The sequence below is a fragment of the Streptomyces sp. B1I3 genome, assembly GCF_030816615.1.
Lineage (GTDB): Bacteria > Actinomycetota > Actinomycetes > Streptomycetales > Streptomycetaceae > Streptomyces.
On the sequence record NZ_JAUSYD010000001.1, the window covers coordinates 4191993 to 4216638 of the forward strand.

Consider the following 24646-nt stretch of genomic DNA (forward strand, 5'->3'; position numbering starts at 1 on the left):
TCAGTGCCCGCGCCGGGCGGAGCGGCCGCGCAGTCTGCGCAGGACGATCAGGGCGGACGTCACCAGGGGCAGCAACCCGGCCACGGTGTTCGCGGTGGTCAGCCCGTCCTGCGAGCCCCTGGCCCGGCGCATCTGCCTGAGGGTGCGGACGACGGCGAGGGTGCTGCCGCCCAGGCTGATGATCAGGCCGGCCTTGGAGTTCTTTGGTGTCCTGGGCATCGGGAGCCTCCTGGTACGTACGCGTCCCCTCCGTCCACGTAACCGGCTGCCGGGCGGGACCGCAATCGGGGCCCTGTGCCCGCCCCGGGTCGCGCCGGTTGTGCGGAGAACAGGGGCCGCACGTAGATGTAGCCCTTCACGACGGGGGATGCGTGAAGGGCTACCCGTGCAGTATGACCGTTCGCAGGTGGCCCGACAACTGACCGGCCAGTCAGCCGTGTTGGGCCGACCGGCAGGTCGCGGGGGGCGTGACGCCTGCGGCTGCCGGTGCGGGGGAGGCGGCACGGACCGGAAACCTGTTCTGGTGGCAATAGACATGACCTGACCGGACGCCTAGGGTTTCTTGTGTAACCAGGCCATACCGGTGGCCGGTGCGCAGCAGAAGAGGTGCAGATGCCCCCGGATACCCACTCGCAGACCACGGATCGTCTCGACGACGACGACTACCCCGCGTTCACCATGGGGCGGGCCGCGGAGATGATCGGCGCGACGCCGGGGTTCCTCAGGGCCATCGGCGAGGCCCGTCTGATCACGCCTCTGCGTAGCGAGGGCGGCCATCGCCGCTACTCGCGCTACCAGCTGCGCATCGCCGCCCGCGCCCGTGAGCTCGTCGACGGCGGCACGCCCATCGACGCCGCCTGCCGCATCGTGATCCTGGAGGACCAGCTCGAAGAGGCCCTGCGGCTCAACGAGCAACTCCAGCGGCCGAAGGCCGGCCGGAGCGGTGCCGATTCCTGACCGGTGGGCGACTGCAAATCTGTTTCCGTCGACACAGAATTGCGCGTAATGAGCAGTGAGAGTTTATGCACTGCGCGGTGGAGTGCCGCAGGAGTGATATGGCGTACAGCCCACCCCTGCCCGAATCGTGCTACTGTTGAGATCAGTTGCAGTTGTGGTTCCCAAAACTTCAAGTGCTCTCGCCGGTTTCACTCCGGTGAGCGCACTTTTGTATTTCCGGTCTCTTCCGGACGGGGCAATCATTTGCGGCGACGTAGGGCCCACACGGTGTGGGCCCACGGGCAATGCCCCGAAGGAGATATGACATGGCTACTGGCACCGTAAAGTGGTTCAACTCGGAAAAGGGCTTCGGCTTCATCGAGCAGGAGGGTGGCGGCGCTGACGTCTTCGCCCACTACTCGAACATCGCCGCCCAGGGCTTCCGTGAGCTGCAGGAAGGCCAGAAGGTGAACTTCGACGTCACGCAGGGCCAGAAGGGCCCGCAGGCCGAGAACATCACCCCCGCCTGATCATCATCAGGCGTACGGCGTAGCTGGGGCCCGCACCTTGGGGTGCGGGCCCCAGCTCGTTGTGTTTCCCCGGCCTTGGCCACGAGCGCGGAACCGGTAGACAATTCCCGGTGGGCGCGGGCCGTGTCGGAGCAGTGAATTGCAGTCATTTTGAAGCATCGCAACCGACCGGACATCCGGCGGGCGGGCTTCGTTCTCGTTTATTTCACCCGGCTCGTTCTTGCGATTCTTGGCGCCGTACATGGCTGCAGCCGCCCGGAAAGAATCCCTCGATACGTGCCATTCGAGGGAAGGTTCTCCATTGAACCGCGATCGCACAGCTCGCACGAACGACCGATTTTCCCGGACCCGCTCCGGCGGAGCCTCCGGTAGCCGTACCGCCAACGGATTCCGCTCGCAGGGAGCCAATCGTCAGGGTGCCCCCGGCTCCCAGGGCCGCTCCGGCGGTGGACCGAAGCGCTCCGGCGGCTACGGCCGCCGCTCTTCCGCCGTCTCGGGTGAGTTCGCCCTGCCGGTGACGATCACCCCGGCGCTGCCCGCCGTGGAGGCCTTCGGCGATCTCGACATGCCGGAACCGCTGCTGGCGGCCCTGAGTGCCGAGGGCATGACGGTGCCGTTCCCCATCCAGGCGGCCACCCTGCCCAACTCGCTCGCCGGGCGTGACGTCCTGGGCCGCGGCCGCACCGGATCGGGCAAGACGCTCGCCTTCGGGCTGGCCCTGCTGGCCCGCACCGCGGGCAACCGCGCCGACGCCCGCCGTCCGCTGGCCCTGGTCCTCGTTCCCACCCGGGAGCTCGCCCAGCAGGTCACCGACGCACTGACTCCCTACGCACGTTCCCTCAAGCTCCGGCTGGCCACGGTCGTCGGCGGCATGTCGATCGGGCGCCAGGCCAGCGCGCTGCGCGGGGGTGCGGAAGTCGTGGTCGCCACCCCGGGCCGCCTGAAGGACCTCATCGAGCGCGGCGACTGCCGGCTCGACCGCGTCGCCATCACCGTCCTCGACGAGGCCGACCAGATGGCCGACATGGGCTTCATGCCCCAGGTCACCGAGCTGCTCGACCAGGTCAACGCCGAGGGCCAGCGGATGCTGTTCTCGGCCACCCTGGACCGCAACGTGGACCTCCTCGTCCGTCGCTACCTGCACGACCCGGTCGTCCACTCGGTCGACCCGGCCGCCGGTGCGGTGACGACGATGGAGCACCACGTGCTGTACGTCCAGGGCGCCGACAAGTACGCCACGACCACGGAGATCGCGGCCCGCGAAGGCCGGGTGATCATGTTCCTGGACACCAAGCACGCCGTGGACAAGCTCACCGACCACCTGCTGAACAGCGGGGTGCGCGCTGCGGCGCTGCACGGAGGCAAGTCGCAGCCGCAGCGGACCCGCACCCTGGACCGGTTCAAGACGGGCCACGTCACGGTGCTGGTCGCCACGAACGTCGCCGCCCGCGGCATCCACGTCGACAACCTCGACCTCGTCGTCAACGTCGACCCGCCCAGCGACCACAAGGACTACCTGCACCGTGGCGGCCGTACCGCCCGCGCCGGGGAGTCCGGCAGTGTCGTCACGCTGGTGCTGCCCAACCAGCGCCGCGAGATGACCCGCCTGATGGTCGACGCCGGGATCACGCCCCAGATCGCGCAGGTCCGCTCCGGCGAGGCCGAGCTCAGCCGTATCACCGGGGCGCAGGCGCCCTCGGGTGTCCCCGTCACCATCTCGGCCCTGCCGACGGAGCGCGGGAAGAGCAGTTCCGGCCCCCGTGGCCGGCGTGGTGCGCGGCCCGGCCAGGGTCGCCGCTCCAATGCCGGTACGCCGACGCCGGAGGCGCGGGCCGCCGCCGTGCAGCGCCGGTCCAACCGGGCCGCGTAGTCACCGTGCCGCCGGTCCGGCGGACCCCTGTCCGGTATTCCATCCGACCCTGTTGAGGCACCATGCGCTGTGTCATCGCCCGCTTCCCCTTCGATCTGTTCAAGAACGAGGTCGAGGATTCGATGAAGGGCATCAAGCCCGAACCCGTCACCGGTGACGCCGTGGTCATCAGCCGCCGCGTCTATCCCGTCAAGCAGGTGGGTGAAGTGATCACCCGGCAGGACCGCCGCGATTTCAGCGCCGCCGAGGTGACCCGGGCGCTGACGCGCCTCGGCTTCACCTGCCGGCCCGCGGAGGTACCCGCACCGGCGGTGCCCCCGACGCCGCTGGAGACCGCTTCGGCTCTGCTCGGCACCCCCGAGGCCGTCTGAGCAGGACCGGCGTCCGACCCGCACCCCCGTGCCCTGACAGGGCACGGGGGTGCGGTGCGTCGGGGCCCTCCGGCCGCCTCCGTTGCCGCGACCGGTGCGCGTACGCCCCACTCAGGGGCGCAGGACGACCTTGCCGACCGTCCGGCGTGCCAGCAGGTCCTCATGGGCGCGCCGGGCTTCGGTGAGCGGGTAGTCAGCACCGGTCACGGGCTTGAGCCGGCCCTCTGCGACCAGGGCGAAGAGTTCCTTGAGCGGCCCGTCGACCGCTCCGGGCACGGCCAGCGTGGGGCGCAGCCAGAATCCGACGACGGAGGCGTTGAGGCGGCCGAGCCGAGCGGGATCGACGGGGGTGAAGCCGGTGCGGGCGGCGTTGCCGTAGGTCACGAGGCGGCCGAAGGAGGCCAGCGAGCCGAGCGCCTGGTCGAAGAGGTCGCCGCCGACGGCGTCCAGGATGACGTCCGCCTTCTCCTGGAGGGGGTAGGTGACCACCGCGTCCGCGCCGAGGTCCAGGACGAGCCGCTCCTTGGCCGGGGAGGACACCTGCGCGAGGATCTTCCCGGCCCCGAACTCCCGGGCCAGCTGGACGGCCAGGCTGCCCACCCCGCCCGCCGCGGAGTGCACGACGACGCTCTCACCCGTACGCAGCCGTGCGGAGGTACGCAGCAGGTGCCAGGCCGTCAGCCCCTGCATCATGAGAGCCAGCGCCTCGGCCGCACCGAGGTCCTCCGGGGCCTCCAGGAGCGCCGACTCCTTGGCGACCACCTGTTCCGCGTACCCGTGGGACACCCTGGCCAGGACCCTTCTGCCGTCGGGAGTACGGCCCACGACCTCACTCCCCGGGACGTAGGGGAGGGCGTCGGCGTCCAGGTAGGAGCCGTCCACCTGGTGGGTGTCCGCGAAGTTCACCCCCGCCGCCTCGACGTCGAGCAGCACCTCACCGGGACCCGGCACGGGAACGGGCAGCTCAACGGGGCGCAGGACTTCTGGACCACCGAAGTGGTCGAACTGGATGGCGAGCATGCCGCACGGTACCGCGCGGGCGCGGGCCCCGGTCGGGCATCCGGGGAGCCGAGGCAGGCGCGGCCAACCAAAGCCCCGCAAAACAGTACATCCGGTCGGTTTCCTCGGTCGTCCGGTGCTGCTGCCGCTGACACCGGACGCGGGCCCCTCCTTCTGGGCGTAGGACTTCCGGGTATGCGCCAGGCGCGTGGGCTCCCGGGTCATCCGGGCGCGCCGGGGGTGGTGAGGCCTGCCGGCCCCGCGACCGCGCGGGACCCAGGAGCCGGCGGCTGCGGGCAGCGTTGTCCACAGGCGTTTTCCACAGGCGTGGTCACTGCCGGGCATGCCTGCGAGACTGCGTCCATGAGCGATCTTCTGAACGGCAAAGTCGTCCTGATCACCGGGGCGAGCAGTGGTATCGGCGCGTCAGCGGCACGCGTGTTCTCCCAGGAAGGCGCGACGGTGGTCCTCGCCGCGCGAAGAGAGGACCGCTTGGCCGCGCTGGTGGGTGAACTGCGGGACAAGGGGGCGGAAGCATCTCATGTCGTCTGTGACGTCACGGTGGCCGAAGATGCGGCCCGGGCAGTCGAGTTCACGGTGGACACCTACGGGCGGCTCGACTCCGCCTTCAACAACGCGGGGCTCGGCGGTGACCGTACTCCGTTGCACCTCATGGGAGATGACGTCTACGACGCGGTCATGGACGCGAACGTGCGGGGCGTGTGGAACTGCCTCCGGCACGAGATAGCGGCCATGCTGTCGAGCGGCGCGGGCGGCTCCATCGTGAACACCAGCAGTGTGGGCGGGCTGGTGGCGATACCCGCCGCCGCTCCTTATATAGCGGCCAAGCATGCGGTGGTCGGCCTCACCCGAGCCGCCGCGGACGAATACGCGAAGCAGGGCATCAGGGTCAACGCCGTGGCTCCGGGCACCACGCGCAGTGAGATCACCGCCGACTGGTTCGGCCGCAATCCGGGACTGGAGGACATGGTCAACGGCATGACACCCCAGGGCCGCACGGCAGAGCCGGAGGAAATAGCGGCAGCCGCCGCCTGGCTGCTCAGCGACCGCTGCCCGTTCCTCACGGGTACGGTCCTGCCGGTGGACGGCGGCTTCGTCAATCAGTGAGCCGGCGCCGCCGCGCCGCCGCCCTCAGCCGTGCGGGCCGCTCAGGCGTCCCTGGAACACCGTGTTCCCGTCCTGCGTCCCTGTGACCAGTACCGAGGTCTCGCCGGGGGCGGCGGCGGGCACGACCTCCGCCTCGATCCAGCAGGGACGGTCGAATTCGGTGTACCGCCGGAAGGTGGTGGCGATCGTGGTCGCCTCGAGGGGCGTGGGATACAGGGCCGCGTACGCCGCCTGGTAAGCGGCTTCCATCAGGACGAGTCCGGGGACGTGGTCGACGGGGTGGTCGAACAGCAGGACGTTGTCCACGTCGTTGCGCAACTGCCAGTGGCGTGGCCGGTCGCCGGGGGCCAGCACCACATCGGCGCCCGTGGCGCGGCCGACCGTACGGGGAGCGACCGGCTCGGGGAGCGGCCATGTGTTCCACCCGGCCGCGAGGTGATCGCCGCGCAGCCGGCGATAGGCGGCCGGGGATATCCACCCGAACTGGCAGTCCGCCCGGGCCACCATGGAGTCGTCGTGGAAGACGCGGATGTCCATACCGAGGGAACTCACGGCCCGGCCGCGTTTCTTCGGCTCGGCGAGGGAGATCATCACGGTGAGCGGGCAGGGTTCGGTGGAGACGGGCGTCCGGAAACCGGGAGTGACGGTGAAGTCGAAGGAGTCGAGAAGGGTGTGATGGGAAAGCGGGACCCCGTACTCTGCGTGCGCTATGGCCAGACCGCTCTGCCGGATTGTCTGTACGAGTACCCGGGGGTCGTACGGCAGTCCGTCCGGGGGCGCCGGCCAGTGGGCGGTGAGTGAGAACTCGCCATCTTTCAGGCGGTCCCAGCCGGTGATGAGAACCGCGTCGGCGCGTCTGAGGTGGACATATTCCTTGGGGACGCTGCCCGCACCCCCTGCCCCGACGTGCGGTGTCTGCGGGAAATCGGGTACGTCGGGCACGGTCCCCCCGGACATGACGCAAAATGGGCAGTGTGGCGCTGATACGGTACCGGTTCACCGGTATTTTTTGAAAGCGTCAATCCGAGGCCAAGGGGAGCGCGAGTTGGCACGACAGCAACGGGCGATCCGCACGCGCAGAATCTTCCTGGAAGCCGCAGCAGAGGTCTTCGACGAGCACGGTTACGACGCCGCCACGATCGCCGCGATCCTTGATCGGGCCGGTCTGACGAGGGGTGCGCTCTACTTCCACTTCACGTCGAAGGAGGAGCTCGCCCGCGGTGTCCTCCAGGAGGCGGTGACCGCGGACGGGGTCACCCCGCAGACGTTCAAGTTGCAGGAGTGGGTGGACATGGCCCTCCTGCTGGCCTACCGGCTCCCCAGAGAACCCCTGCTCAGCGCCTCGATACGACTGTCGGTCGACCCACGGGCGCGCAGCCTCTTCGGCACCCGCTGGCCGGACTGGATCGTGATAGGGGCCGATCTCCTCACCGAGGCCAAGGAGCGGGGCGAGCTGCTTCCGCACGTCGACCCGGTCGCCACGTCGCGCCTCCTGGTCGGCGCCTGGACCGGGGTCCAGCTGGTGACGGAGTCGATGGCCGAGCCGCTGGATCTCGTCACCGAGATCTCGGCCCTCTTCGAGCTCATCCTGCCCAACACCACCGTGCCTGGCGTGCTGGCCCGCCTGGACACCTCTCCGCACCGAGCCGAACGCATCATCGAGCAGAACAGGACAGCGGCCGCCGCGTCCTGACCCGTCCTCCCGTCCTGACCCGTTCTCTCCGCCCTGTGTGTCCGCCCGTCGTTCGTCCTGCCCGTCCTGACACGATGGCCCCACGCCACTCGAATGGGTGCCCGCGCCTGCGTCGTGGCTGGTCAGAGGGCATGGTGGCCCTATGTGGCTTCGCCGAACAGCCCTGGGCGCCATGGTTGTGCCGCTGACCCTCCTGGTGTTCCGGGATGCGCCGGTGCGGCTGGTCGCCCCCGATGCGGCCACCGCGAAGCCCGAGGCGCAGAGCGGGGCGCCGCGTCCCCCGATCATCAGCCGGGCCTCCTGGCACGCGGACGAGGGCCTGGTCAAGGACGAGGCGACCTACACGGGGGTGGTGAAGGTCGTCTTCGTTCACCACACCGGACACACCAACGGGTACGACTGCGCCGATGCCCCGAAGATGCTCCGGGCGATGGAGGCGCAGCACGTCAGGGGCGAGGGGTGGGACGACATCGGTTACAACTTCGTCGTCGACCGCTGCGGGACCATATACGAGGGCAGGGCGGGCGGGATCGGACGCTCCGTCCGCGGCGCCCACGCCACCGGGTTCAACGCACACAGTGTGGGGGTCGCGGCCTTGGGCACGTTCGGCCCCGGGGTGCCGGTCCCGAAGGCACTCATCGAGGGGATCGCGAAGGTGGGCGCGTGGAAACTGCGCCGCGACATCGACCCCCGGGGCACCGTGCGCATGGTCTCGACGAACGACGAGAGCCTCTACCGGCGGGGCGAGGTGGTCCACCTCCACGTCGTGTCGGGCCATCGCGACACGTATCGGACCGCCTGTCCCGGGAAGGCGTTGTACGCCCGGCTCCCGGCCGTGCGGGCCGAGATGGCCAGGCTGCGGGCCGCGCGGCCCTGACCCGTCGCGCGGCCCGCGCCCACGCGGTCTACCGTGCGACGAACTGGGTCAGGATCGCCTGTACTTCGTAGATGTCGACGCCCTTGGTGAAGGTCTTCTGGATCGGGGTGGCACTGCCGGAGACCCAGATCTTCAGTTCGGCGTCCAGGTCGAACGTCCCGGCCGTCTCGACCGCGAAGTGCGTGATGCTGCGGTACGGGACGGAGTGGTACTCCACTTTCTTGCCGGTGATCCCCTGCTTGTCGACAAGGACGAGCCGGCGGTCGGTGAAGAGGATGGTGTCGCGGATCAGCTGGTACGCGGCGTGCACCTGTTCGCCCTGGCCGAGCAGCCGCGCGTAGTCACGCTGAGCCGCGGCCGGATCGACGGTGTGAGCGTTGCCGAACAGTGCCATAGGAAAGCCTCCACCCGAGTGAATGTGCGGACGGCGAGCGCGTCGAAGTCCAATAAGCAGCTTATCGGCGGCTTATCTGTTCCTGCCCTTGCACATCTTTCGGAGCACAGCGGAGGACTACCGTCATGCCGGCATCACCCCTCGCCACGCGGCCCGTCGAATCGGCGCTCGCCCTTCTGCTGGTCCTCCTGAGCGTGCTGGGCCTCGCAGGCCGCAGCGCCGCCGACGCCCCGGCGCAGGCAGTACCCGCTCAGGCAGTACCCGCTCAGGCAGTACCCGCCCAGGTCGTCATCGCGCCGACCGTCGTCGCCGGTACCGACTGGGACCGCATCGCCGCATGCGAGAGCAGCGGCCGCTGGAACACCAACACCGGCAACGGTTACCACGGCGGCCTGCAGTTCGCCCCCTCCACGTGGAGGGCCTACGGCGGCGAGCGGTACGCGCCCCGCGCCGACCTCGCAACCCGGTCCGAGCAGATCGCCGTCGGTGAACGTGTGGCCCGAGGCCAGGGTCTCTCCGCATGGCCCACCTGCGGACGCCTCGGAGCGAACGGCAGCTCGTCCTCGGGAAGTGGCACCGCGGTGGCCCCGGATCGCAAGTCGAGCCACAGTTCGAACAACACGCAGAGCGGTACGACGAGCAACGGCACGGCGCGCAGCGACACGGCCGGCAGCGCCGGAAGCAGCGGTAGGGACAGCGGCACGGACAGTGGCGCCGGCAGTGCTTCGGACCAGGCTTCCGCAGCGGCTGGGGCAACCGACTCCGCCGACTCCTCCGAGCTCGTCGGCCGGCACACCTACGTCGTGGAGCCGGGCGACTGCCTCTCCGCGATCGCCGCCCGTGCCGATGTGCAGGGAGGCTGGCGCACGCTGTACGAGCTGAACCGCGCGATCCTCGACGAGGGACCGCACGTCATCTACCCCGGGCAGCGCCTCACCCTGACCGCCTGAGTCCGCGCACGCGGACCTACTGAGCGGACCGGTGCACGACCGTCTCGTGAATCGGCGAATCACCCGATCCACCCGATGTACCTGATCCACCCGATCCGATGTGCCTGATCCACCCGATGCACCTGATGAACCCGATCCGATGTGCCTGATCCACCCGATGCACCTGATGAACCCGATCCAGCTGATCAACCCGATCCATCCGAACCGTCCGGCCTTAGGGGCGGAACGGCGTTGCCCGACGAGCGGAACGGCTTTGCCCGACGAGGCGTTCAGCGAAAGGGAGTCGACATGACCGTGGAGAGCGTCGAGTGTGCCCTTTCCGCACTCGTAACCGGAGTCCGCACCATGGCGGACCGTGATGGACGAGGCGACACCGTAGCCGGCGTTCATGGAGCATCCGCGTCGCGACCATCGGGTGCGGCCGGCAGCGATGACGCCGACGTCATCGCGGTGGCCCTCCACGAGCGTGAGCAGCGCCTCGATGACCTTCCTGGCAGGCTGGGCGGTGTGACCCGTGGCGAGGTCGACGCCATCGGGCCGGGCCACGTGCGCCGGCAGCCCATGATGGTCGGGGCCTCGTACAGACAGCGGGCCGGTTCCGCTGCGGTGCCCGGGAAAGCGCGCTGGGTCCTGCAACAGCGCCGGACACGCCGGACTACCGCTCCGCGGTCACTCTGCGGTCACTCTGCGGTCGGTGTTCTCCGTCCGGCCTTCGGTCTCCGCGGCATAGTCGGGGCACTCAGGATTCCGGCACGGGCCGGGGCCCCAGTGCGGGACGAAGATGCCGAGGGTCTTGTGCCGCGCCAGTACGGTCGCGACCGGGCGCTTGCAGACCGGACACGCGTGATCGGCCTGCCGTTTCTGTCGTAGCTCGGTTCTGGCCATACCTTCACGGTAGTTCCGATACCGACGAACCGAAACTTTTGCCATTTTTTACCCCTTGGTGACAAGGGGCGCCCGCAGCAGATACCTGGTGCCATGGAACGGGGGAACGCCTCGACGAAGGGACGACCCGGTCATGGCAGCCGCGCCGTCGTTGGCCGCAGCCCTGCGATCCGTACACGCCGTCGTCTTCGACACGGACGGTGTGATCACCGACTCCGCACCCGTACATGCCGCAGCCTGGAAACAGGCGTTCGACGCCTGCCTGGCGACCCACGCGGGGCAGCGGCCCTTCGACGAGGCGGAGGACTACCGGCGCCACGTGGACGGAAAGGCACGCAGGGACGGGGCGGTCGCCTTCCTCGCCTCGCGGGGGATCGATCTCCCCGAAGGAAGCCCGGACGACCCACCCGGTACAACGACCGTATGGGCGGTGGCCGCACGCAAGGACGCGGTGTTCACGGAGAGCCTGCGCGCCCACCCGGTCGCGGTCTGGCCTGGGACCGTGCGCCTCCTGCGGGTGTTGCGCGACGAACGGATTCCGTGCGCCGCCGCGTCCGCCTCCCGGCACGCGACCGAGTTGCTCGCAGGGGCCGGTCTGCTGGACCTGTTCGGGGCCGTGGTCGACGGCAACGAGGCGCGCCGGCTGGGGCTGCCCGGCAAGCCGGATCCCGCGCTGTTCGTGGAGGCGGCGCGCCGGCTCGGGCCCTCGGCCGAGGACACCGCCGTGGTGGAGGACGCGCTCGCCGGGGTGGAGGCGGGCCGGCGCGGCGGCTTCGGCCTGGTCGTCGGGGTCGACCGGACGAGCAGCCCCGAGGGTGCGGCCGGCCTGCGCCGTCACGGTGCCGACCTGGTGGTGCTCGATCCGGGCGACCTGCTGATGGCGGAGGAGGACTGATGGCGCGGGCGTGGACCTGGTCCTACGAGGGATACGACCCGCAGAAGGAGCGCCTGCGAGAGGCGTTGTGCACCTTGGGCAACGGCTACTTCGCCACCCGGGGCGCCGCGCCCGAGACCTCTGCGGGTGATTTCCACTATCCGGGGACGTACGTGGCGGGCTGCTACAACCGGCTGATCTCCTCCGTCCAGGGGCGGCAGGTCGAGAACGAGGACATGGTCAACCTCCCGGACTGGCTGCCGCTCCGCTACCGGCTCCACCCTGCGGGCGTCGACCGGCCCGGCCCGTGGCTCTCACCCGACGACCCCTCCCTCGTCTCCCACCACCAGTCGCTCGACCTGCGCGGCGGCACGCTGACCCGCCGGTCCGTGTACGTGGACGGGGCGGGCAGGCGCCTGACGGTGGAGCAGAGCCGCCTTGTGCACATGGGCGACCCGCACCTTGCCGCGCTGCACACGACGTTCACGGCCGAGGGCTGGGAGGGGGAGCTGGAGGTCGAGTCGGGGATCGACGGTGACGTCCGCAACCGCGGTGTCGCACGCTACCGGGAGCTGGCGAACCGGCACCTGACCGGTTGGGAGACCGGTATCGAACCCGGCTCCGCGGTGTGGCTGCGGTGCCGCACGGTCGAATCGGACATCGGCGTGGTGCTGGCCGCCCGTACCGTGGCCGCCGCCCTTCCGAAGCGGAACGGCGGCCGCTACCGGGCTGAGCCCCGGCAGCTGGCCCGTGCGGTCCAGCAGACACTCCGGCTGCCCATGGGACCGGACGTCACGATCGCCGTCGACAAGACGGTCGCGCTGTACACCTCCCGCGACCCCGCGATCGGCAGCCCGCTGCGGGCCGCCGTGTCCGCGGTGCGCCGCGCCCCGGCGTACAGCCGGCTCCTGGCCTCGCACCGGCGGGCCTGGGCGGATCTGTGGCAGCAGGCCAAACTGGAGGTGCCCGGTGAGCAGGGCCGCATTCTGCGTCTGCACCTGTTCCACGTGCTGCAGACGCTCTCCCCGCACACGGCGGAACTCGACGTCGGCGTACCGGCCAGGGGACTGCACGGAGAGGCGTACCGGGGGCACGTGTTCTGGGACGAGCTGTTCGTCCTGCCGTTCCTGAACCTGCATCTCCCGGAGGTCTCCCGGGGATTGCTCGACTACCGCCACCGCAGGCTGCCGGCTGCCTGCCGGGCGGCGCAGGAGGCGGGCAGGACAGGCGCCATGTATCCGTGGCAGAGCGCCGACGAGGGACGCGAGGAGACCCAGGAATTCCACCTCAACCCGCGCTCCGGCCGCTGGCTGCCCGACCGGTCACGGCTGCAGCACCACGTCGGTTCGGCGATCGCCTACAACGTGTGGCAGTACTGCCAGGCCACCGGTGACACGGAGTACCTGTACTCCAAGGGCGCCGAGATGCTGCTGCAGATCGCCCGGTTCTGGGCCGGCAGCGCCACCTGGGACCCGGCCCTGGAGCGGTACCGGATCCTGCATGTCATGGGGCCCGACGAATACCACGACGGCTACCCGGACTCCGATGCCGTGGGGCTCGACGACAACACGTACACCAACGTGACGGCGGCGTGGGTGCTGGCACGGGCGGGCGAGCTCTGCCGCACCCTGCCCGGAAGCAGGTGCAGGCAGCTGCTGGAGGAGATCCGGCTCGACCCCGCCGAGCTGTCCCGGTGGGAGGACATCTCCCACCGGCTGCACGTGCCCTACCACCGGGGCGTCATCAGCCAGTTCGCGGGTTACGGCGACCTTGCCGAGCTCGACTGGGCCGGTCTCCGGGACCGGTACGGCAACATCCGGCGGCTGGACCGCATCCTGGAGGCGGAGGGCGACACCGTCAACCGGTACCAGGCGTCCAAGCAGGCGGACGTCCTCATGCTGGGCTATCTCTTCTCGCCGCAGGAGCTCGCCTCCCTGTTCCGGCAGCTCGGCCACGATCTCGACGACGACACCTGGCGGGCCACGACCGACTACTACCTGGCGCGCACGAGCCACGGCTCCACCCTCAGCTCCCTCGTCCACGCCTGGGTGCTGGCCAGGGCGCGGCACGCCGACGCGTGGGCGTACTGCGAGGAGGCGCTCATCAGTGACGTCGCCGACGTCCAGGGCGGTACGACGGAGGAGGGCATCCACCTGGGAGCGATGGCCGGCACGCTCGACTTCGTACAGCGAGGGATGACAGGGCTCGAGACACGCGACGACGCACTCTGGCTCTCCCCGGCCACCCTGCCCCAGCTCTCCAAGTTCGGGATGCGCCTGCGTTTCCGCCGCCACTGGGACGTGGACCTGCGCCTGCGCGCCGAGCGCGTCAGGGTCACCGTCCCGGACAACGGCAAGCCGGGGGTGCGGGTCGTGCTCGACGGCCGGACGTACGTGGTCCCCACCGCTACGACGCAGTGGCTGGACCTTCCTTCCTGACGCGGCCCCCGACGCGGCTGCGCGTCCCGCCCGCGCCGCGCGTCCCGCCCGCGCCGCGCGTCCCGCCCGCGCCGCGCGTCCTGCCCGCGCCGCCTGTCCGGCCGGTTCAGGACGGCCGGGACGAGACCAGGACGCCGATCTTGTCGATGCGGTGCTCCGGGTTGTGGTGGACGTCGCGCCAGAAATTGCCTGCCGCGTCGTCCTCGGGCGTCGCGCAGGTGGACAGGGTGATCATCGCCCGGGTCGGCTCCTCGCCCGGCGCGCCCGGTACCTCCGCCCGCTGCTCGGCCAGGGAGCGCGCGGACCGGAAGGAGGTCTGCCGCGTCCCGGTGATCCGGTACTCGTACACCGTCCCTTCCGATGTGACGAGGACCGAGTCGCCCTTGTCCAGCGACGGCAGGTCGCGGAGGGGGCCGCCTGCGGAGAGCCGGTGGGCGGTCACGAGATAGTTCCCTACCTCTCCGGGCCCGACGCCGCCGTGCTCACCGTACGGACTTGCGGCCACACCCCGGTCCTGGACGCGTGTCCCCGGGCCGTCGTCGGTCGTCCCCTCGTACGGGACCACGCGCAGGTCCGTCAGGCCGATCGCCGGGACGGTGAGCGAGGCGGTCCCGGTACGGGGATCGGTTCTGTCGGCCGGGGCGGGGGCCGGGGCCGACGTGGCCGGGGCGGACGGCGCGGGGGCTGACGGTGCTGCCGCCGCGCTGACGGCAGGGGCCGGCGCCACGTCCGTGGCCGTCGCCGAGGCCGTCGAGCAACCCGCTCCCAGGGCGACGACGGCGGCCCCGCCCGCGAGCGCCCGGACTGCGTTCCTGGTTCCGCTTCCACGGTGCATAGGAGAGTTCCGGATCAGTAGCCGGTCGGTCGGTTTCCGGCGCGGGCCCTGGCGCGCGGCCCGCCACCTTCCAGTACACCACCGGCAGCCCCTCACCCGCTCGCGTCGGGTGAGTCGAGCAGCTCCCGCACCTCCTCGGCGCTCGACTCGGTGAGTTCCTCACCGACGAGCAGCCAGCGGGTGATGCCGACCGACTCGAGGAAGGCCAGGTCGTGGCCGGCGATCACGAGCGCGCCCTCGTAGGCGTTGAGTGCGCTCGTCAGCTGCCGGACACCGGCCACGTCCAGATTGTTGGTCGGCTCGTCCAGCATCAGCAGTTGCGGGGCGGGCGCGGCGAGCATCGTCGCCGCGAGGGCGGCACGGAAACGCTCACCGCCCGAGAGGGTGCCGGCCGGCTGCTCGGCGCGCGCCCCCTTGAACAGGAAGCGGGCGAGCTGGGAGCGGATCAGGTTGTCGGTGACCCCGGGCGCCCTGCGGGCCACGTTCGCCGCCACGCTCAGCTCCTCGTCCAGCACGTCCAGGCGCTGCGGCAGGAAGCGCAGCGGTACGAACGTCCTGGCCTCGCCGGACAGCGGTGCGAGTTCACCCGTGAGGGTGCGCAGCAGCGTTGTCTTGCCGGCGCCGTTGCGGCCGATCAGCGCGAGGCGTTCGGGACCCCGGACGTCGAGCTCTCCGTCACGCAGCAGACCGAAACGGGGGCGCAGCCCCCGTACGCTCAGCACGGAGCGGCCCGCGGGTACGGCGGTGTGGGGCAGCTCCACCCGGATCTCGGCGTCGTCACGGATCGCGTCCGCCGCGTCGTCGAGCCGCTCCCGTGCCTCCTTGAGCCGGTCCTCGTGCAGGCCGCGGAGCTTGCCCGCCGACTCCTGGGACGAACGCTTGTGCTCGCCCGCGACGATCCGCGGGGCGCGCCGCTGGGCGTCCATCTTCTTGTTGTGCCGCTGGCGGCGGGCCACCTTGACCTGGGCCTCCTCCAGCTCGCGCTTCTGGCGGCGTACGTCCGACTCGGCGGCCCGCAGCATGCGTCCGGCGGCCTCCTGCTGGGTCGCCAGCGCATTCTCGTAGGCGGACCAGCCACCGCCGTACCAACTCACCGAACCGGTGTGCAGCTCGGCGATCCGGTCGACCCGTTCCAGCAGGTCCCGGTCGTGGCTGACCACGAGGAGCACACCGGAACGCCAGGACTCGACGGCCTCGTACAGGCGACGGCGCGCGAACACGTCGAGGTTGTTGGTCGGCTCGTCGAGCAGCAGTACGTCGGGGCGCTCCAGCAGCAGGGCGGCCAGGCGCAGGAGGACGGTCTCTCCGCCCGACAGCTGCCCGACGGTGCGGTCCAGGCCGATGCCGCCGAGCCCGAGTGCACCGAGGGTCGCCAGGGCGCGCTCCTCGACGTCCCAGTCGTCGCCGATGGTCTCGAAGTGCTTCTCGGAGACGTCTCCGGACTCGATGGCGCGCAGCGCCGCTCGCCGCTCACCGATGCCGAGGGCCGCCTCGACGCTCAGGTCCGTGTCCAGGGTGAGGTTCTGCGGCAGGTAGGCGAGCGTGCCGCCGACCGTGACCGACCCCTGGGAGGGCCGCAGCCGTCCGGCCAGCAGGCGCAGCAGCGTCGACTTGCCCGAACCGTTGTTCCCGACGAGACCGGTGCGGCCCCGGCCGATGCCGAGCGAGAGCCCGTCGAAGACCTCCGTGCCGTCCGGCCACCGGAAGGAGAGGGCGGAGCAGGTGAGGGAAACGGTGGGCGTGAAGGGCTGGGACATGGTGATCCTCGCAGTCGCAAGCGTGTGAACAGGGGCTTCGTATGCGAACACCACGCGGCGACCCGGCCGGGAAGGCAAAGGGGGGTGCGGTCCTCCGGAGGGCGGGGGACGGCTCATGCACCGAGGTCGCATCCACGCGGGCGTCACGGGGCGGCAGAAAAGCCGACGGGAGCGTGACGGGCTACGGCAAGGGCCGTACCGCGCGATGATCGCGAACCTCAGATGCGCAACGTCCACCTCTATCGGAGACGACAGGACTCGAAAACCGTACACCTGGCGCTGCCACCGCGCCCGGATTTCTGCGACTCGCACGCGGGGTGCCTGGCCGTCACGGCCGTGCGGCCCTGGCTGCCCGAGACGTGGCACGAGACGTTTTCCGAGGACCTGAGAGGCGCCGGCAGAAGGGCCGGGCCACGTGGCCCGACGCCTGTGCGTTCCCTCGGGCGCTCCCGGTCGCGCCTTCATCTGCTCCATGCCGACTCCGAGCTGCGGAAACGTTCCAGAGCGGGGTCGTGTGCCTCTTGACGCAGCCCTCGGCGGCCCCCTACCGTCTGGTCGCCCGATCGCTGAACGGTCCGAAACATTCGAAGCGGACGATGTGGGACGCACCCAGAGGGGAACCGGCGTTGAGCTCCTTCCGTGGCAACCGAAGCCAGACCGCTGAGGCCGCTGAGGCCGCTGAGGCCACCGGGGCCGTCGGCCGGTTGGTCCCAGTCCCTGCGCTCCGGTCCGGCCGCAGGCGCTTCGGCAGGCCGGCGCACCACGTCTGACCCGTCCTCGCCGGGGCACGGCGGGCACCCAGGACAACTGTCGGCACCATCCCTTCAGGAGACTCGTATGACAGCACCGACCACCGGGTTACGCATGCGACGGACGGGCCGCCACCTGGTCGCCGTACTGACCGGAGCGCTGCTTTTGGTCATGGCGCCGACCACTTCCTCGGCCCGGCCCGCGGCTGCCCGGCCCACCGCCGGCACGCCCCACCACACCGTCGTGGACCGTACGACCGGCGACCGCGAAGCATGGACCGGGACCTGGGCCACCACGCCCACGGCCGCCCCCGCGTCGGACGCCACCGCCTTCGAGGACGAGACCGTCCGCCAGACGGTCCGGACCAGCATCGGCGGTGACCGGATCCGTATCCGCCTGTCGAACGAGTTCGGCGCAGGCCCTCTGGTCATCGGTGAGGCCCACGTCGCCCGCCGGGCCGGCTCCGGACCGGCCTCCCGCATCGACCCGCGCACCGACCGGCCGCTCACCTTCGGCGGGCGCGCCTCCGTGACGATCCCGGCCGGCGCACCCCTGCTCAGCGACCCGGTCTCCCTTCGGGTGCCCGCCGGGTCCGACCTCGTGGTCAGCATCCATCTGCCGGAGCACACACCGGGTTCGACGCTTCACGCCTTCGCCTTCCAGCACAACTTCGTGGCCTCCGGCAACGTCACCGCGCGGACCGACATCGCACCGACCGCGACCGTCGACCGCTGGTACTTCCTCACCGGCGTGAGCGTCGGCACGGCCCGGCGCGAGGGCTCCTCGGCCGTCGTCGCGTTCGGCGACTCCATCACGGACGGCTCCGGCACCGACGTGGACGCCGACCACCGCTGGCCCGACTTCCTCGCCGGACGACTGCGCGCGGCCCGTGGCCCGTACGGGGTCGGCGTACTCAACCAGGGCATCAGCGGCAATCGCCTGCTGCACGACCCGAATCCGCCGGCCGGATCCGACGCCGTGAACTACGCGGTGTACTTCGGTCAGAGCGCTCTGCGCCGCTTCGACCGTGACGTCGCCTCCCAGCCGGGTGCGGAGCACCTCATCGTGCTCCTCGGCGTCAACGACCTGGGCCACCCAGGGACGGTGGCACCGGAGTCGGAGCGGGTCACGGCGGCGGAACTCATCGACGCCCACCGCCAGATCATCGCCCGCGCGCACGACCGCGGCCTGAAGGTGTACGGCGGGACGATCCTGCCGTTCAAGAACGACACGCTGGGCTTCTACAGCCCGGGGAACGAGGCCGCACGACAGGCCGTCAACCGCTGGATCCGCACCGGCGGGGAGTACGACGGAGTGATCGACTTCGACAAGGCCCTCCGTGATCCGGCCGACCCGGAAATCCTCCTGGCGCGCTATGACAGCGGCGACCACCTCCACCCCAACGACGCCGGGGCCGAGGCGATGGCCGGGGCCGTTCCCCTCCACCTCCTGCGCTGAGACGGCGGCGGACCGGGGCCCGGGCGCCCGGCTCAGACGCTCTGCGCCGGGGCCTCGAAGAAGGCGGACATCTCCGGCAGAGGGTAGGGAGCACGGTCGTCGAAGATGATGTCCGGGACCGGCGTGCGGTGTCCTCGCTGCGCGGGAAGAGTGGCGGCCACCGGCATCGCGTACCTCGTGCCGGTGGCCGCCACGGGATCGGAGGCGCCCGCACGCCGCGACCTGATCAGCGCAGGACGTTCAGCATCTCCGCGGTGAACGGCGTGATGTCCGCGGCGCGGCCACGCAGGGTCTTCTCCGCCCACTCGGGGTCCGCGATCAGCGCGCGGCCGACGGCGACCATGTCGAACTCGTCGCGTTCCAGGCGGCTCAGCAACTGGTCGATGCCGGTGACCGCGGAACCGTTGCCCTGGAAGGCGCCGAAGAAGTCGCCGTCGAGTCCGACGGAGCCGACCGTGACGGTCGGCCTACCGCTGATCTTCTTCACCCAGCCGGCGAGGTTCAGGTCGGAGTCGTCGAACTCCGGCAGCCAGTAACGGCGCGTGGACGCGTGGAAGACGTCGACACCGGCCTCGGCCAGCGGAGTCAGCAGGGCCTCCAGCTCCTCGGGGGTCTGCGCCAGCTTCGCCTCGTAGGAATCCATCTTCCACTGGGACAGGCGGAAGAAGAGGGGGAAGGAGTCGGACACGGCCGCGCGGCAGGCCGCCACGATCTCGGCCGCGAAACGGGTCCGGGCGACGAGGCTGCCGCCGTAGGCATCGGTACGGCGGTTGCTACCGGACCAGAGGAACTGGTCGATCAGATATCCGTGGGCGCCGTGCAGTTCGGCTCCGTCGAAGCCGAGGCGCTCAGCGGTGGCCGCCGCGTCGGCGAACGCGGTGATGACGTCGTCGAGGTCCTTCTGCGTCATGGCGCGCCCCTTGGGCTCCCCCGACAGGGACACCCCCGAGGGGCCGACCGGCTCCGCGTCCGCCACCGGCGGAGCGCCCTCCGCGCGCGTGACGCCCACGTGCCAGAGCTGAGGGATGATCGCGCCGCCTGCCCGGTGCACGGAGTCCGCGACACCGGCCCAGCCGGCGAGCGCGTCCTCGCCGTGGAACCGCGGGACCCGGTCACTGGTACCCGCGGAGGGGTGGTCGACGTAGGTGCCCTCGGTGATGATCAGCCCCACGCCGCCGGCGGCCCGCCGGGCGTAGTAGTCCGCCACGTCCTGGCCCGGGACGCCGCCCGGGGAGAACTGCCGGGTCATGGGCGCCATGGCGATCCGGTTGCGCGAGTTCAGCCCCCGTACCGCGAACGGCCGCGAGAGGGTGTCTGCTGAACGGCCGGTTGTCACGTCTGTCACATCATGTCCTGTTCATCGGCGCGGGCGTGTCCACCGTCGCCAACATCGAGGCGAGGCCGGGGCATCCCGCTCGGGCCCGATGTGGTCAACGTCTCCCGGGGCTCTCGCGGTGATCCCGGTGTCCTCCGGAACGCGGCCGCCCCGCCCCGCCCCACGGGAGTGGGACGGGACGGGGCGGACGGACACGTGGTGCGACGCGTGATCGCACCGACGCGATCAGAGCAGGTCGGGGTACTGGTTCCAGCCGCCGGTGCCGATCTGCACCCGCGCCTTGAACGGCGAAGCCGCCTTGCCCGTACCGGCGTAGAAGAACAGCTGACCCGCGGAGTTGGACGCCAGCAGGTCGGCGATGCCGTCCCCGTTGATGTCACCCGGCGCCGCGAGGTTGGTGTACTGGCTCCAGCCCGTACCGCCCACCTTCGTCTGCGCGCCGAACGGGCTGCTCGCCTTGCCGGTGCCGGCGTAGAAGTAGAGGCCGGAGGAGCTGCGGGCGATCAGGTCGGCCCGCCCGTCGAGGTTGAAGTCACCGGCACCGACCAGCTTGTTGAACTGGTTCCAGCCGCCGCCCCCGACCTGCACACGGGCCTTCACGGAGGTTCCGTTGCCGCTGCCGGCGTAGAAGTAGAGCCCGGCCGAGCTGCGGGCGAGCAGGTCGCTCCTGCCGTCACCGTTCAGGTCACCGGGCCCGACGACCAGGTTGTACGACTTCGAGCCGCTCGCGAGAAGCGAGTCGTCCGAGGCGTAGTCCGCCGTGTTGTACAGGTGGCCGTCGTACGTGCTGTGAGCGATCAGGTCCGAATCGCCGGTGTCCCGGAGCGACACCGAGTGGGTCAGCCGGACCTCGGAACGGGTCCAGCCCGTGCCGATCAGGTACTTCGCCGACAGCCGGCCCGTGCCGGTGCCGTCGTAGTAGTACAGCGTGCCGTTGCTGGTGCGGGCGAAGACACCCTGCTTGCCGAAGGCCGGCTGCCCGCCGGAACCGGCCAGCGGGGTCAGCCCGTTCCAGCCCGTGCCGGAGGACTGCCTGGCCTGGAAGGTGCCGGTGCCCTTGCCGTCGTAGAACCAGAGCGTGCCGTCGTACCCGCGGGCGACGAGGTCCGCCGTGCCGTTGCCGTTGTAGTCGGTGCCGCCGGCCAGCTGGTTGTACTGCGACCAGCCCGCGCCGCCGACCTGGAGCCGGTCCATGAACGGATAACCGGTGGCGGCTCCGTTGCCGGGGTAGACGTACAGCCCGGAGGAGTTACGGGTCACCAGGTCGGCGATGCCGTCCCCGGTGAGGTCGTCCGCACCGACCAGCTGGTCGAACTGGCTCCAGCCGGCCCCGCCGATCTGGACGCCCTTGCCGAAGTTGGTACCGGTGCCCGGGAAGAGGAAGAGACCCGCGGTGCTGCGCGCGAGCAGGTCGGGGTTGCCGTCACCGTTGAGGTCACCCGGAACGACGAGTTTGTTGTACGCCTGCCAGCCGCTGCTCAGCGTGGAGTACGCCGAGAGCCCGCCCTCGTACGTGGCGCTCACGCCGTCGTGCAGCCGCAGGGAGCCGGTGGCGGTCAGGGACAGCAGATCGGCCCGACCGTCACCGGTGAGGTCGCCGGGCAGCAGGAGGTCCTTGACCTGCGAATCGGCGCCGGAGATCGCGGGAACCGCGTCGTATCCCCAGTCGGTCCACACGTCACCGGAGGGCAGGCGGTAGACGAAGTCGCCCGTGCCGTCGTTGTCGAAGTCGGCCCGCTGCGCGGCGGGGGCGGCGGCGGCCCGGGCCAGGCCCCGGCTCTTCCCGGCGGTCGACGACCGGCCGGGCACGGAGAGGACCGGACGCTCGGTGGTGGTCGGACGGGGAGCGACGATCGTTCCCGGCGTACCCCCGTCCGCCTCGGCCGCGTACGCGGTGATCGTCATCGAGCTGCTGACCAGCAGTCCGGCGCAGCCGAGCGCGGCGGATACGGCGATCCGTCGGGGCCACCGGGACTCAGGTCTCGCAGGGTTGGGCATGCTGCCTCCACGTGAAAGATAAGGAGACCGTCTGAGGAAGCAGCGCTTGCCGGGCAGAACCACAGATATGTGACGTCGTCGACGTGCCTACGGCGATATGCCCTCAGCACGCGGAACGACGGAACCAGAAACCCCCCACCGATGGTGGCGCCCCTCCCCAGGGTCGTGATGTAGATCTATCCTCAGAAAGGCCTCGGAGGCAAGTCCCTTATCCGGAGTGCGGGGTTGTGGCCCTGTTCGGGAAAAGTGCGAACCGGGCGCAAGGCGGCGGTGCGGCACGCCGAATGGCGGAGATGCGGACCGTCAAAAGGGATGACCCCACCGAATTGCGCCGACGACAGCGGGAGAAATAACGGGTGGGGAAACGCCCGGCCGCCCGTCGCTCGTGCCCAGTTCGCGACTACGGCGTGGATGTGCCCAAGCCGCACCTCGAGAACGACCACCGAGACAGCCGGGAGGCGTGCGGGGCGTCCGGGCGCGAAGCTCCGGCCCAGCTCCGAAGCCCGAGGTCCCCGCACGCGGCCGGCAGTCACCGTCCCGACGTTCCACCGGCATCGGCGCGTTGCCCGCTCCGCCCGTCGTGGCTCGTGTGCCGGCGTTCCCGGTATGCCTCGTCGTCGCGGTGCGAGGCCGGCGCATACACACAGCGGCTCGTGACAGAAGTTCTCCCCAGGTGCCTGCTACTCCGGCTCACTGCTCCGGCTCACTGCTCCGGCTCACTGCTCCGGCTCACGAGACCCTGCGATCAGCGGGCCAGGCGGTCGCGCTCCTCGTCTGTCGTGGAATCCCTGTGATTGTCGCCGGCCTTCTGTGGCTTCGTCTGTGATCGGTAACAGAGGCAGCCTGTGCGGGCGTTCGTGTGTCTTGATGGGCGCACGGCATCGGCGGAAACGGCAAAGGGGCGGGCGGACATGGCAAGGCACAAGGGAAGGGGATGGAACGGCCGGCTTCTCGCGGCGGCACTCGGGGTGACGACGCTGGCCGCTGCCACCTCGGTGTGGACCGCGCAGGCCGACCCCACCGGAGGGCGGCAGCCGCAAGCACGTGTCTCGGCGCCGGACACCCGGCCCGTGGCGGTGGACATCGCACACGCCTCGGACCGCGGCGCCCGTGGCGTCAACATCACCATCGACGACGGACCGGACCCGGCCTGGACGCCGCAGGTGCTGCAACTGCTGAAGGACAGTGGTGTGAAGGCCACGTTCTGCATGGTGGGCACGCAGGCCGAGGCGTACCCGGACCTGGTCAAGGCGGTCGTGGCGGACGGGCACCGACTGTGTGACCACACGGTCTCGCACGACACCGCCATGGACGGCCGGTCCGAGGCCTACCAGTCCCAGCAGATCCTGGATGCCGAACGCATGATCACCAAGGCGTCCGGGGGAGTCCGGCCGCAGTACTACCGCGCCCCGGGCGGAGCCTTCACGCCGTACAGCCGGCAGCTCGCCGCGTCCCGGGGAATGCGACCGTTGGGCTGGAACGTCGACACCAAGGACTTCGAGCGTCCCGGTGTGGACACCATGGTGGCCACCGTCAAGAGCGAGATCGCCAACGGGCCGACCGTGCTCTTCCACGACGCGGGTGGGGATCGCTCCCAGACCTTGGCCGCGCTGCGCGAGATCCTGCCCTGGCTGAAGCAGCAGGGGTACTCCTTCGGCTTTCCCGTGCGGTGAGTGAACTGCGTTCCCGTCGGCGGAGACGATCAGCTGCTGGAAGCCCGCGGACTGAGCCATCGACCCGGCCGCACCCGAAATCCGCAAGGCGCCCGTCGACGAGCCCGCGATCTTCCTCCAGCTGTTCGCCGTGACGCGTCACACCGAGGCCGCGAACACCTCGACCGCTGACGTCACTGCAGCACTGCGCACAGTCGCGCGGCGGGACCTCGCCAAGCACCTCCCTCCGGACTAGGCAAGGTCGTCGAGCGGCCTGAGGAAACGGCGCTCGTAACGCTTGATGCAGCGGGTCTCACGAGCCAGTTCGAACGCTTCCTGGCACTCCGGATCGGACATGCTGGCCGATCGGTACTGCTCGTACGCGGCCAGGCTGGGAAAGGAGAACAGGGCGTAGGCAATGTCGCTGTCGCCCTCACTCGGGAGGAAGTAGCCGTGGTGCGTCCCGCCGAGTCGGTTGACGAGCCGGACCCAGCGGCGGCCGTACTCCTCGAACGCCTCGATCTTGTCGGCGTCGATCTCGTACTTCAGATGAATGGTGATCATGCCTGCATGATGCCGTGGCACGGACGCAGATCGGTATGACCGAAGCCGCTTGCCGGGCCGACGGCTGGTCCGGACGGAATTGCCCCTCCCCGGGCACGAGACTCTGACCCTCTGGAGTGGTGGAAGGCACAGCCTCTCCTCCATGGATCTCCGCTGCCGATCACGCTGCCGGCCCTGGCCGGACGTGGAGTGGCGCTGTTGTGTTCAGAGCGCGGGGGCCGTCCGTTTGCGGTAGCAGGTGATCACGGCTGTTTCCGTGCGGTCGATGCCTTCGAGACGGCCGAAACGGCTGGTGAGGTGGACGTGCGGCGCGTCGGCGTCGCGGCAGACGACGATGGCCGTGAGGTTGTG

Annotated in this window: 23 protein-coding genes and 2 pseudogenes; 13 read left to right on the forward strand and 12 right to left on the reverse strand. The window is 70.4% G+C overall.

Annotated elements, in window-relative coordinates:
- Positions 1–219: a hypothetical protein gene (locus QFZ58_RS19285; protein WP_307126144.1), complete on the reverse strand. Its 219-nt coding sequence runs from the start codon at positions 217–219 to the stop codon at positions 1–3.
- A 393-nt stretch (positions 220–612) separates the two neighbouring features.
- Here QFZ58_RS19285 and QFZ58_RS19290 point away from each other — a divergent pair, with 393 nt between their 5' ends.
- The 4 genes from QFZ58_RS19290 (at position 613) to QFZ58_RS19305 (ending at position 3707) form a co-directional block, all read left to right on the forward strand.
- On the forward strand, positions 613–957 hold the full coding sequence (locus QFZ58_RS19290) for a MerR family transcriptional regulator (protein WP_307126145.1): 345 nt from the start codon (positions 613–615) through the stop codon (positions 955–957).
- Positions 958–1262: 305 nt separating this feature from the next.
- Positions 1263–1466: a cold-shock protein gene (locus QFZ58_RS19295; RefSeq protein WP_014155340.1), complete on the forward strand. Its 204-nt coding sequence runs from the start codon at positions 1263–1265 to the stop codon at positions 1464–1466.
- Between the two features lie 301 nt (positions 1467–1767).
- Positions 1768–3336: a DEAD/DEAH box helicase gene (locus tag QFZ58_RS19300; RefSeq protein ID WP_307126146.1), complete on the forward strand. Its 1569-nt coding sequence runs from the start codon at positions 1768–1770 to the stop codon at positions 3334–3336.
- Between the two features lie 62 nt (positions 3337–3398).
- The gene (locus QFZ58_RS19305; protein ID WP_307126147.1) at positions 3399–3707 is read left to right on the forward strand and encodes an SCO5918 family protein; all 309 of its coding nucleotides are present in this window, start codon (positions 3399–3401) and stop codon (positions 3705–3707) included.
- 111 nt (positions 3708–3818) lie between these two features.
- Here QFZ58_RS19305 and QFZ58_RS19310 read toward each other — a convergent pair whose 3' ends face one another.
- Entirely contained in the window at positions 3819–4727 is a 909-nt protein-coding gene (locus QFZ58_RS19310; protein ID WP_307126148.1) for a zinc-binding dehydrogenase, read from the reverse strand.
- 342 nt (positions 4728–5069) lie between these two features.
- Here QFZ58_RS19310 and QFZ58_RS19315 point away from each other — a divergent pair, with 342 nt between their 5' ends.
- The gene (locus QFZ58_RS19315) at positions 5070–5834 is read left to right on the forward strand and encodes an SDR family oxidoreductase (RefSeq protein WP_307126149.1); all 765 of its coding nucleotides are present in this window, start codon (positions 5070–5072) and stop codon (positions 5832–5834) included.
- A 24-nt stretch (positions 5835–5858) separates the two neighbouring features.
- On the opposite strand, the gene QFZ58_RS19320 is transcribed toward QFZ58_RS19315, so the two are convergent.
- Complete coding sequence (locus tag QFZ58_RS19320; protein WP_307126150.1) at positions 5859–6791, reverse strand: ScbA/BarX family gamma-butyrolactone biosynthesis protein; 933 nt, start codon at positions 6789–6791, stop codon at positions 5859–5861.
- Positions 6792–6879: 88 nt separating this feature from the next.
- Between QFZ58_RS19320 and QFZ58_RS19325 the strand changes: the two genes are divergently transcribed.
- Positions 6880–7527, forward strand: a complete 648-nt coding sequence (locus tag QFZ58_RS19325; protein WP_307126151.1) for a ScbR family autoregulator-binding transcription factor — start codon at positions 6880–6882, stop codon at positions 7525–7527.
- A 142-nt stretch (positions 7528–7669) separates the two neighbouring features.
- On the forward strand, positions 7670–8404 hold the full coding sequence (locus QFZ58_RS19330; RefSeq protein ID WP_307126152.1) for a peptidoglycan recognition protein: 735 nt from the start codon (positions 7670–7672) through the stop codon (positions 8402–8404).
- Positions 8405–8432: 28 nt separating this feature from the next.
- Here the strand turns inward: QFZ58_RS19330 and QFZ58_RS19335 are convergent, their stop codons facing one another.
- Positions 8433–8798: a PH domain-containing protein gene (locus QFZ58_RS19335; protein ID WP_307126153.1), complete on the reverse strand. Its 366-nt coding sequence runs from the start codon at positions 8796–8798 to the stop codon at positions 8433–8435.
- 125 nt (positions 8799–8923) lie between these two features.
- Here QFZ58_RS19335 and QFZ58_RS19340 point away from each other — a divergent pair, with 125 nt between their 5' ends.
- Both QFZ58_RS19340 and QFZ58_RS19345 read left to right on the forward strand, forming a co-directional pair.
- The gene (locus tag QFZ58_RS19340) at positions 8924–9748 is read left to right on the forward strand and encodes a transglycosylase family protein (RefSeq protein WP_307126154.1); all 825 of its coding nucleotides are present in this window, start codon (positions 8924–8926) and stop codon (positions 9746–9748) included.
- Between the two features lie 100 nt (positions 9749–9848).
- On the forward strand, positions 9849–10040 hold the full coding sequence (locus QFZ58_RS19345; RefSeq protein WP_307126155.1) for a hypothetical protein: 192 nt from the start codon (positions 9849–9851) through the stop codon (positions 10038–10040).
- A gap of 377 nt (positions 10041–10417) precedes the next feature.
- On the opposite strand, the gene QFZ58_RS19350 is transcribed toward QFZ58_RS19345, so the two are convergent.
- Positions 10418–10633 carry a hypothetical protein gene (locus QFZ58_RS19350; RefSeq protein WP_307126156.1) on the reverse strand — a complete coding sequence of 72 codons (216 nt, stop codon included), beginning with the start codon at positions 10631–10633 and terminating at the stop codon, positions 10418–10420.
- A gap of 133 nt (positions 10634–10766) precedes the next feature.
- Here QFZ58_RS19350 and QFZ58_RS19355 point away from each other — a divergent pair, with 133 nt between their 5' ends.
- Both QFZ58_RS19355 and QFZ58_RS19360 read left to right on the forward strand, forming a co-directional pair.
- The gene (locus QFZ58_RS19355) at positions 10767–11528 is read left to right on the forward strand and encodes an HAD family phosphatase (protein WP_307126157.1); all 762 of its coding nucleotides are present in this window, start codon (positions 10767–10769) and stop codon (positions 11526–11528) included.
- Positions 11528–13945, forward strand: a complete 2418-nt coding sequence (locus QFZ58_RS19360; protein ID WP_307126158.1) for a glycoside hydrolase family 65 protein — start codon at positions 11528–11530, stop codon at positions 13943–13945. The genes QFZ58_RS19355 and QFZ58_RS19360 overlap by 1 nt, the downstream gene beginning before the upstream one ends.
- A 106-nt stretch (positions 13946–14051) precedes the next feature.
- Here QFZ58_RS19360 and QFZ58_RS19365 read toward each other — a convergent pair whose 3' ends face one another.
- The 3 genes and pseudogenes from QFZ58_RS19365 to QFZ58_RS34495 all read right to left on the reverse strand — a co-directional run.
- On the reverse strand, positions 14052–14780 hold the full coding sequence (locus QFZ58_RS19365; protein WP_307126159.1) for a class E sortase: 729 nt from the start codon (positions 14778–14780) through the stop codon (positions 14052–14054).
- A 280-nt stretch (positions 14781–15060) separates the two neighbouring features.
- Positions 15061–15802: pseudogene (locus QFZ58_RS34490) on the reverse strand (ATP-binding cassette domain-containing protein); the annotation flags it as partial.
- Between the two features lie 135 nt (positions 15803–15937).
- Positions 15938–17011: pseudogene (locus QFZ58_RS34495) on the reverse strand (ATP-binding cassette domain-containing protein); the annotation flags it as partial.
- A gap of 363 nt (positions 17012–17374) precedes the next feature.
- On the opposite strand from QFZ58_RS34495, the gene QFZ58_RS19375 reads away from it, so the two are divergent.
- Complete coding sequence (locus QFZ58_RS19375) at positions 17375–18745, forward strand: SGNH/GDSL hydrolase family protein (protein ID WP_307126161.1); 1371 nt, start codon at positions 17375–17377, stop codon at positions 18743–18745.
- A 32-nt stretch (positions 18746–18777) separates the two neighbouring features.
- Here the strand turns inward: QFZ58_RS19375 and QFZ58_RS19380 are convergent, their stop codons facing one another.
- The 3 genes from QFZ58_RS19380 to QFZ58_RS19390 form a co-directional block, all read right to left on the reverse strand.
- The gene (locus QFZ58_RS19380; RefSeq protein ID WP_307126162.1) at positions 18778–18906 is read right to left on the reverse strand and encodes a hypothetical protein; all 129 of its coding nucleotides are present in this window, start codon (positions 18904–18906) and stop codon (positions 18778–18780) included.
- A gap of 65 nt (positions 18907–18971) precedes the next feature.
- Positions 18972–20090, reverse strand: coding sequence for an NADH:flavin oxidoreductase (locus QFZ58_RS19385; protein ID WP_307126163.1), 1119 nt, complete (start codon positions 20088–20090; stop codon positions 18972–18974).
- A 216-nt stretch (positions 20091–20306) separates the two neighbouring features.
- The gene (locus QFZ58_RS19390) at positions 20307–22079 is read right to left on the reverse strand and encodes a VCBS repeat-containing protein (RefSeq protein WP_307126164.1); all 1773 of its coding nucleotides are present in this window, start codon (positions 22077–22079) and stop codon (positions 20307–20309) included.
- Positions 22080–22990: 911 nt separating this feature from the next.
- Between QFZ58_RS19390 and QFZ58_RS19395 the strand changes: the two genes are divergently transcribed.
- Positions 22991–23752: a polysaccharide deacetylase family protein gene (locus QFZ58_RS19395; RefSeq protein ID WP_307126165.1), complete on the forward strand. Its 762-nt coding sequence runs from the start codon at positions 22991–22993 to the stop codon at positions 23750–23752.
- Positions 23753–23983: 231 nt separating this feature from the next.
- On the opposite strand, the gene QFZ58_RS19400 is transcribed toward QFZ58_RS19395, so the two are convergent.
- Positions 23984–24295, reverse strand: coding sequence for an NIPSNAP family protein (locus QFZ58_RS19400; RefSeq protein ID WP_307126166.1), 312 nt, complete (start codon positions 24293–24295; stop codon positions 23984–23986).
- Between the last annotated feature and the right edge of the window lie 351 nt (positions 24296–24646).

What these genes read in the sequence shown, in the direction of transcription:
- QFZ58_RS19285 (WP_307126144.1), bottom strand. Translation starts at nt 219, where the DNA reads ATGCCCAGGACACCAAAGAACTCCAAGGCCGGCCTGATCATCAGCCTG.
- QFZ58_RS19290 (WP_307126145.1), top strand. Translation starts at nt 613, where the DNA reads ATGCCCCCGGATACCCACTCGCAGACCACGGATCGTCTCGACGACGAC.
- QFZ58_RS19295 (WP_014155340.1), top strand. Translation starts at nt 1,263, where the DNA reads ATGGCTACTGGCACCGTAAAGTGGTTCAACTCGGAAAAGGGCTTCGGC.
- QFZ58_RS19305 (WP_307126147.1), top strand. Translation starts at nt 3,399, where the DNA reads ATGCGCTGTGTCATCGCCCGCTTCCCCTTCGATCTGTTCAAGAACGAG.
- QFZ58_RS19310 (WP_307126148.1), bottom strand. Translation starts at nt 4,727, where the DNA reads ATGCTCGCCATCCAGTTCGACCACTTCGGTGGTCCAGAAGTCCTGCGC.
- QFZ58_RS19315 (WP_307126149.1), top strand. Translation starts at nt 5,070, where the DNA reads ATGAGCGATCTTCTGAACGGCAAAGTCGTCCTGATCACCGGGGCGAGC.
- QFZ58_RS19320 (WP_307126150.1), bottom strand. Translation starts at nt 6,791, where the DNA reads ATGTCCGGGGGGACCGTGCCCGACGTACCCGATTTCCCGCAGACACCG.
- QFZ58_RS19330 (WP_307126152.1), top strand. Translation starts at nt 7,670, where the DNA reads ATGTGGCTTCGCCGAACAGCCCTGGGCGCCATGGTTGTGCCGCTGACC.
- QFZ58_RS19335 (WP_307126153.1), bottom strand. Translation starts at nt 8,798, where the DNA reads ATGGCACTGTTCGGCAACGCTCACACCGTCGATCCGGCCGCGGCTCAG.
- QFZ58_RS19340 (WP_307126154.1), top strand. Translation starts at nt 8,924, where the DNA reads ATGCCGGCATCACCCCTCGCCACGCGGCCCGTCGAATCGGCGCTCGCC.
- QFZ58_RS19350 (WP_307126156.1), bottom strand. Translation starts at nt 10,633, where the DNA reads ATGGCCAGAACCGAGCTACGACAGAAACGGCAGGCCGATCACGCGTGT.
- QFZ58_RS19355 (WP_307126157.1), top strand. Translation starts at nt 10,767, where the DNA reads ATGGCAGCCGCGCCGTCGTTGGCCGCAGCCCTGCGATCCGTACACGCC.
- QFZ58_RS19360 (WP_307126158.1), top strand. Translation starts at nt 11,528, where the DNA reads ATGGCGCGGGCGTGGACCTGGTCCTACGAGGGATACGACCCGCAGAAG.
- QFZ58_RS19365 (WP_307126159.1), bottom strand. Translation starts at nt 14,780, where the DNA reads ATGCACCGTGGAAGCGGAACCAGGAACGCAGTCCGGGCGCTCGCGGGC.
- QFZ58_RS19375 (WP_307126161.1), top strand. Translation starts at nt 17,375, where the DNA reads ATGACAGCACCGACCACCGGGTTACGCATGCGACGGACGGGCCGCCAC.
- QFZ58_RS19390 (WP_307126164.1), bottom strand. Translation starts at nt 22,079, where the DNA reads ATGCCCAACCCTGCGAGACCTGAGTCCCGGTGGCCCCGACGGATCGCC.
- QFZ58_RS19395 (WP_307126165.1), top strand. Translation starts at nt 22,991, where the DNA reads ATGGCAAGGCACAAGGGAAGGGGATGGAACGGCCGGCTTCTCGCGGCG.
- QFZ58_RS19400 (WP_307126166.1), bottom strand. Translation starts at nt 24,295, where the DNA reads ATGATCACCATTCATCTGAAGTACGAGATCGACGCCGACAAGATCGAG.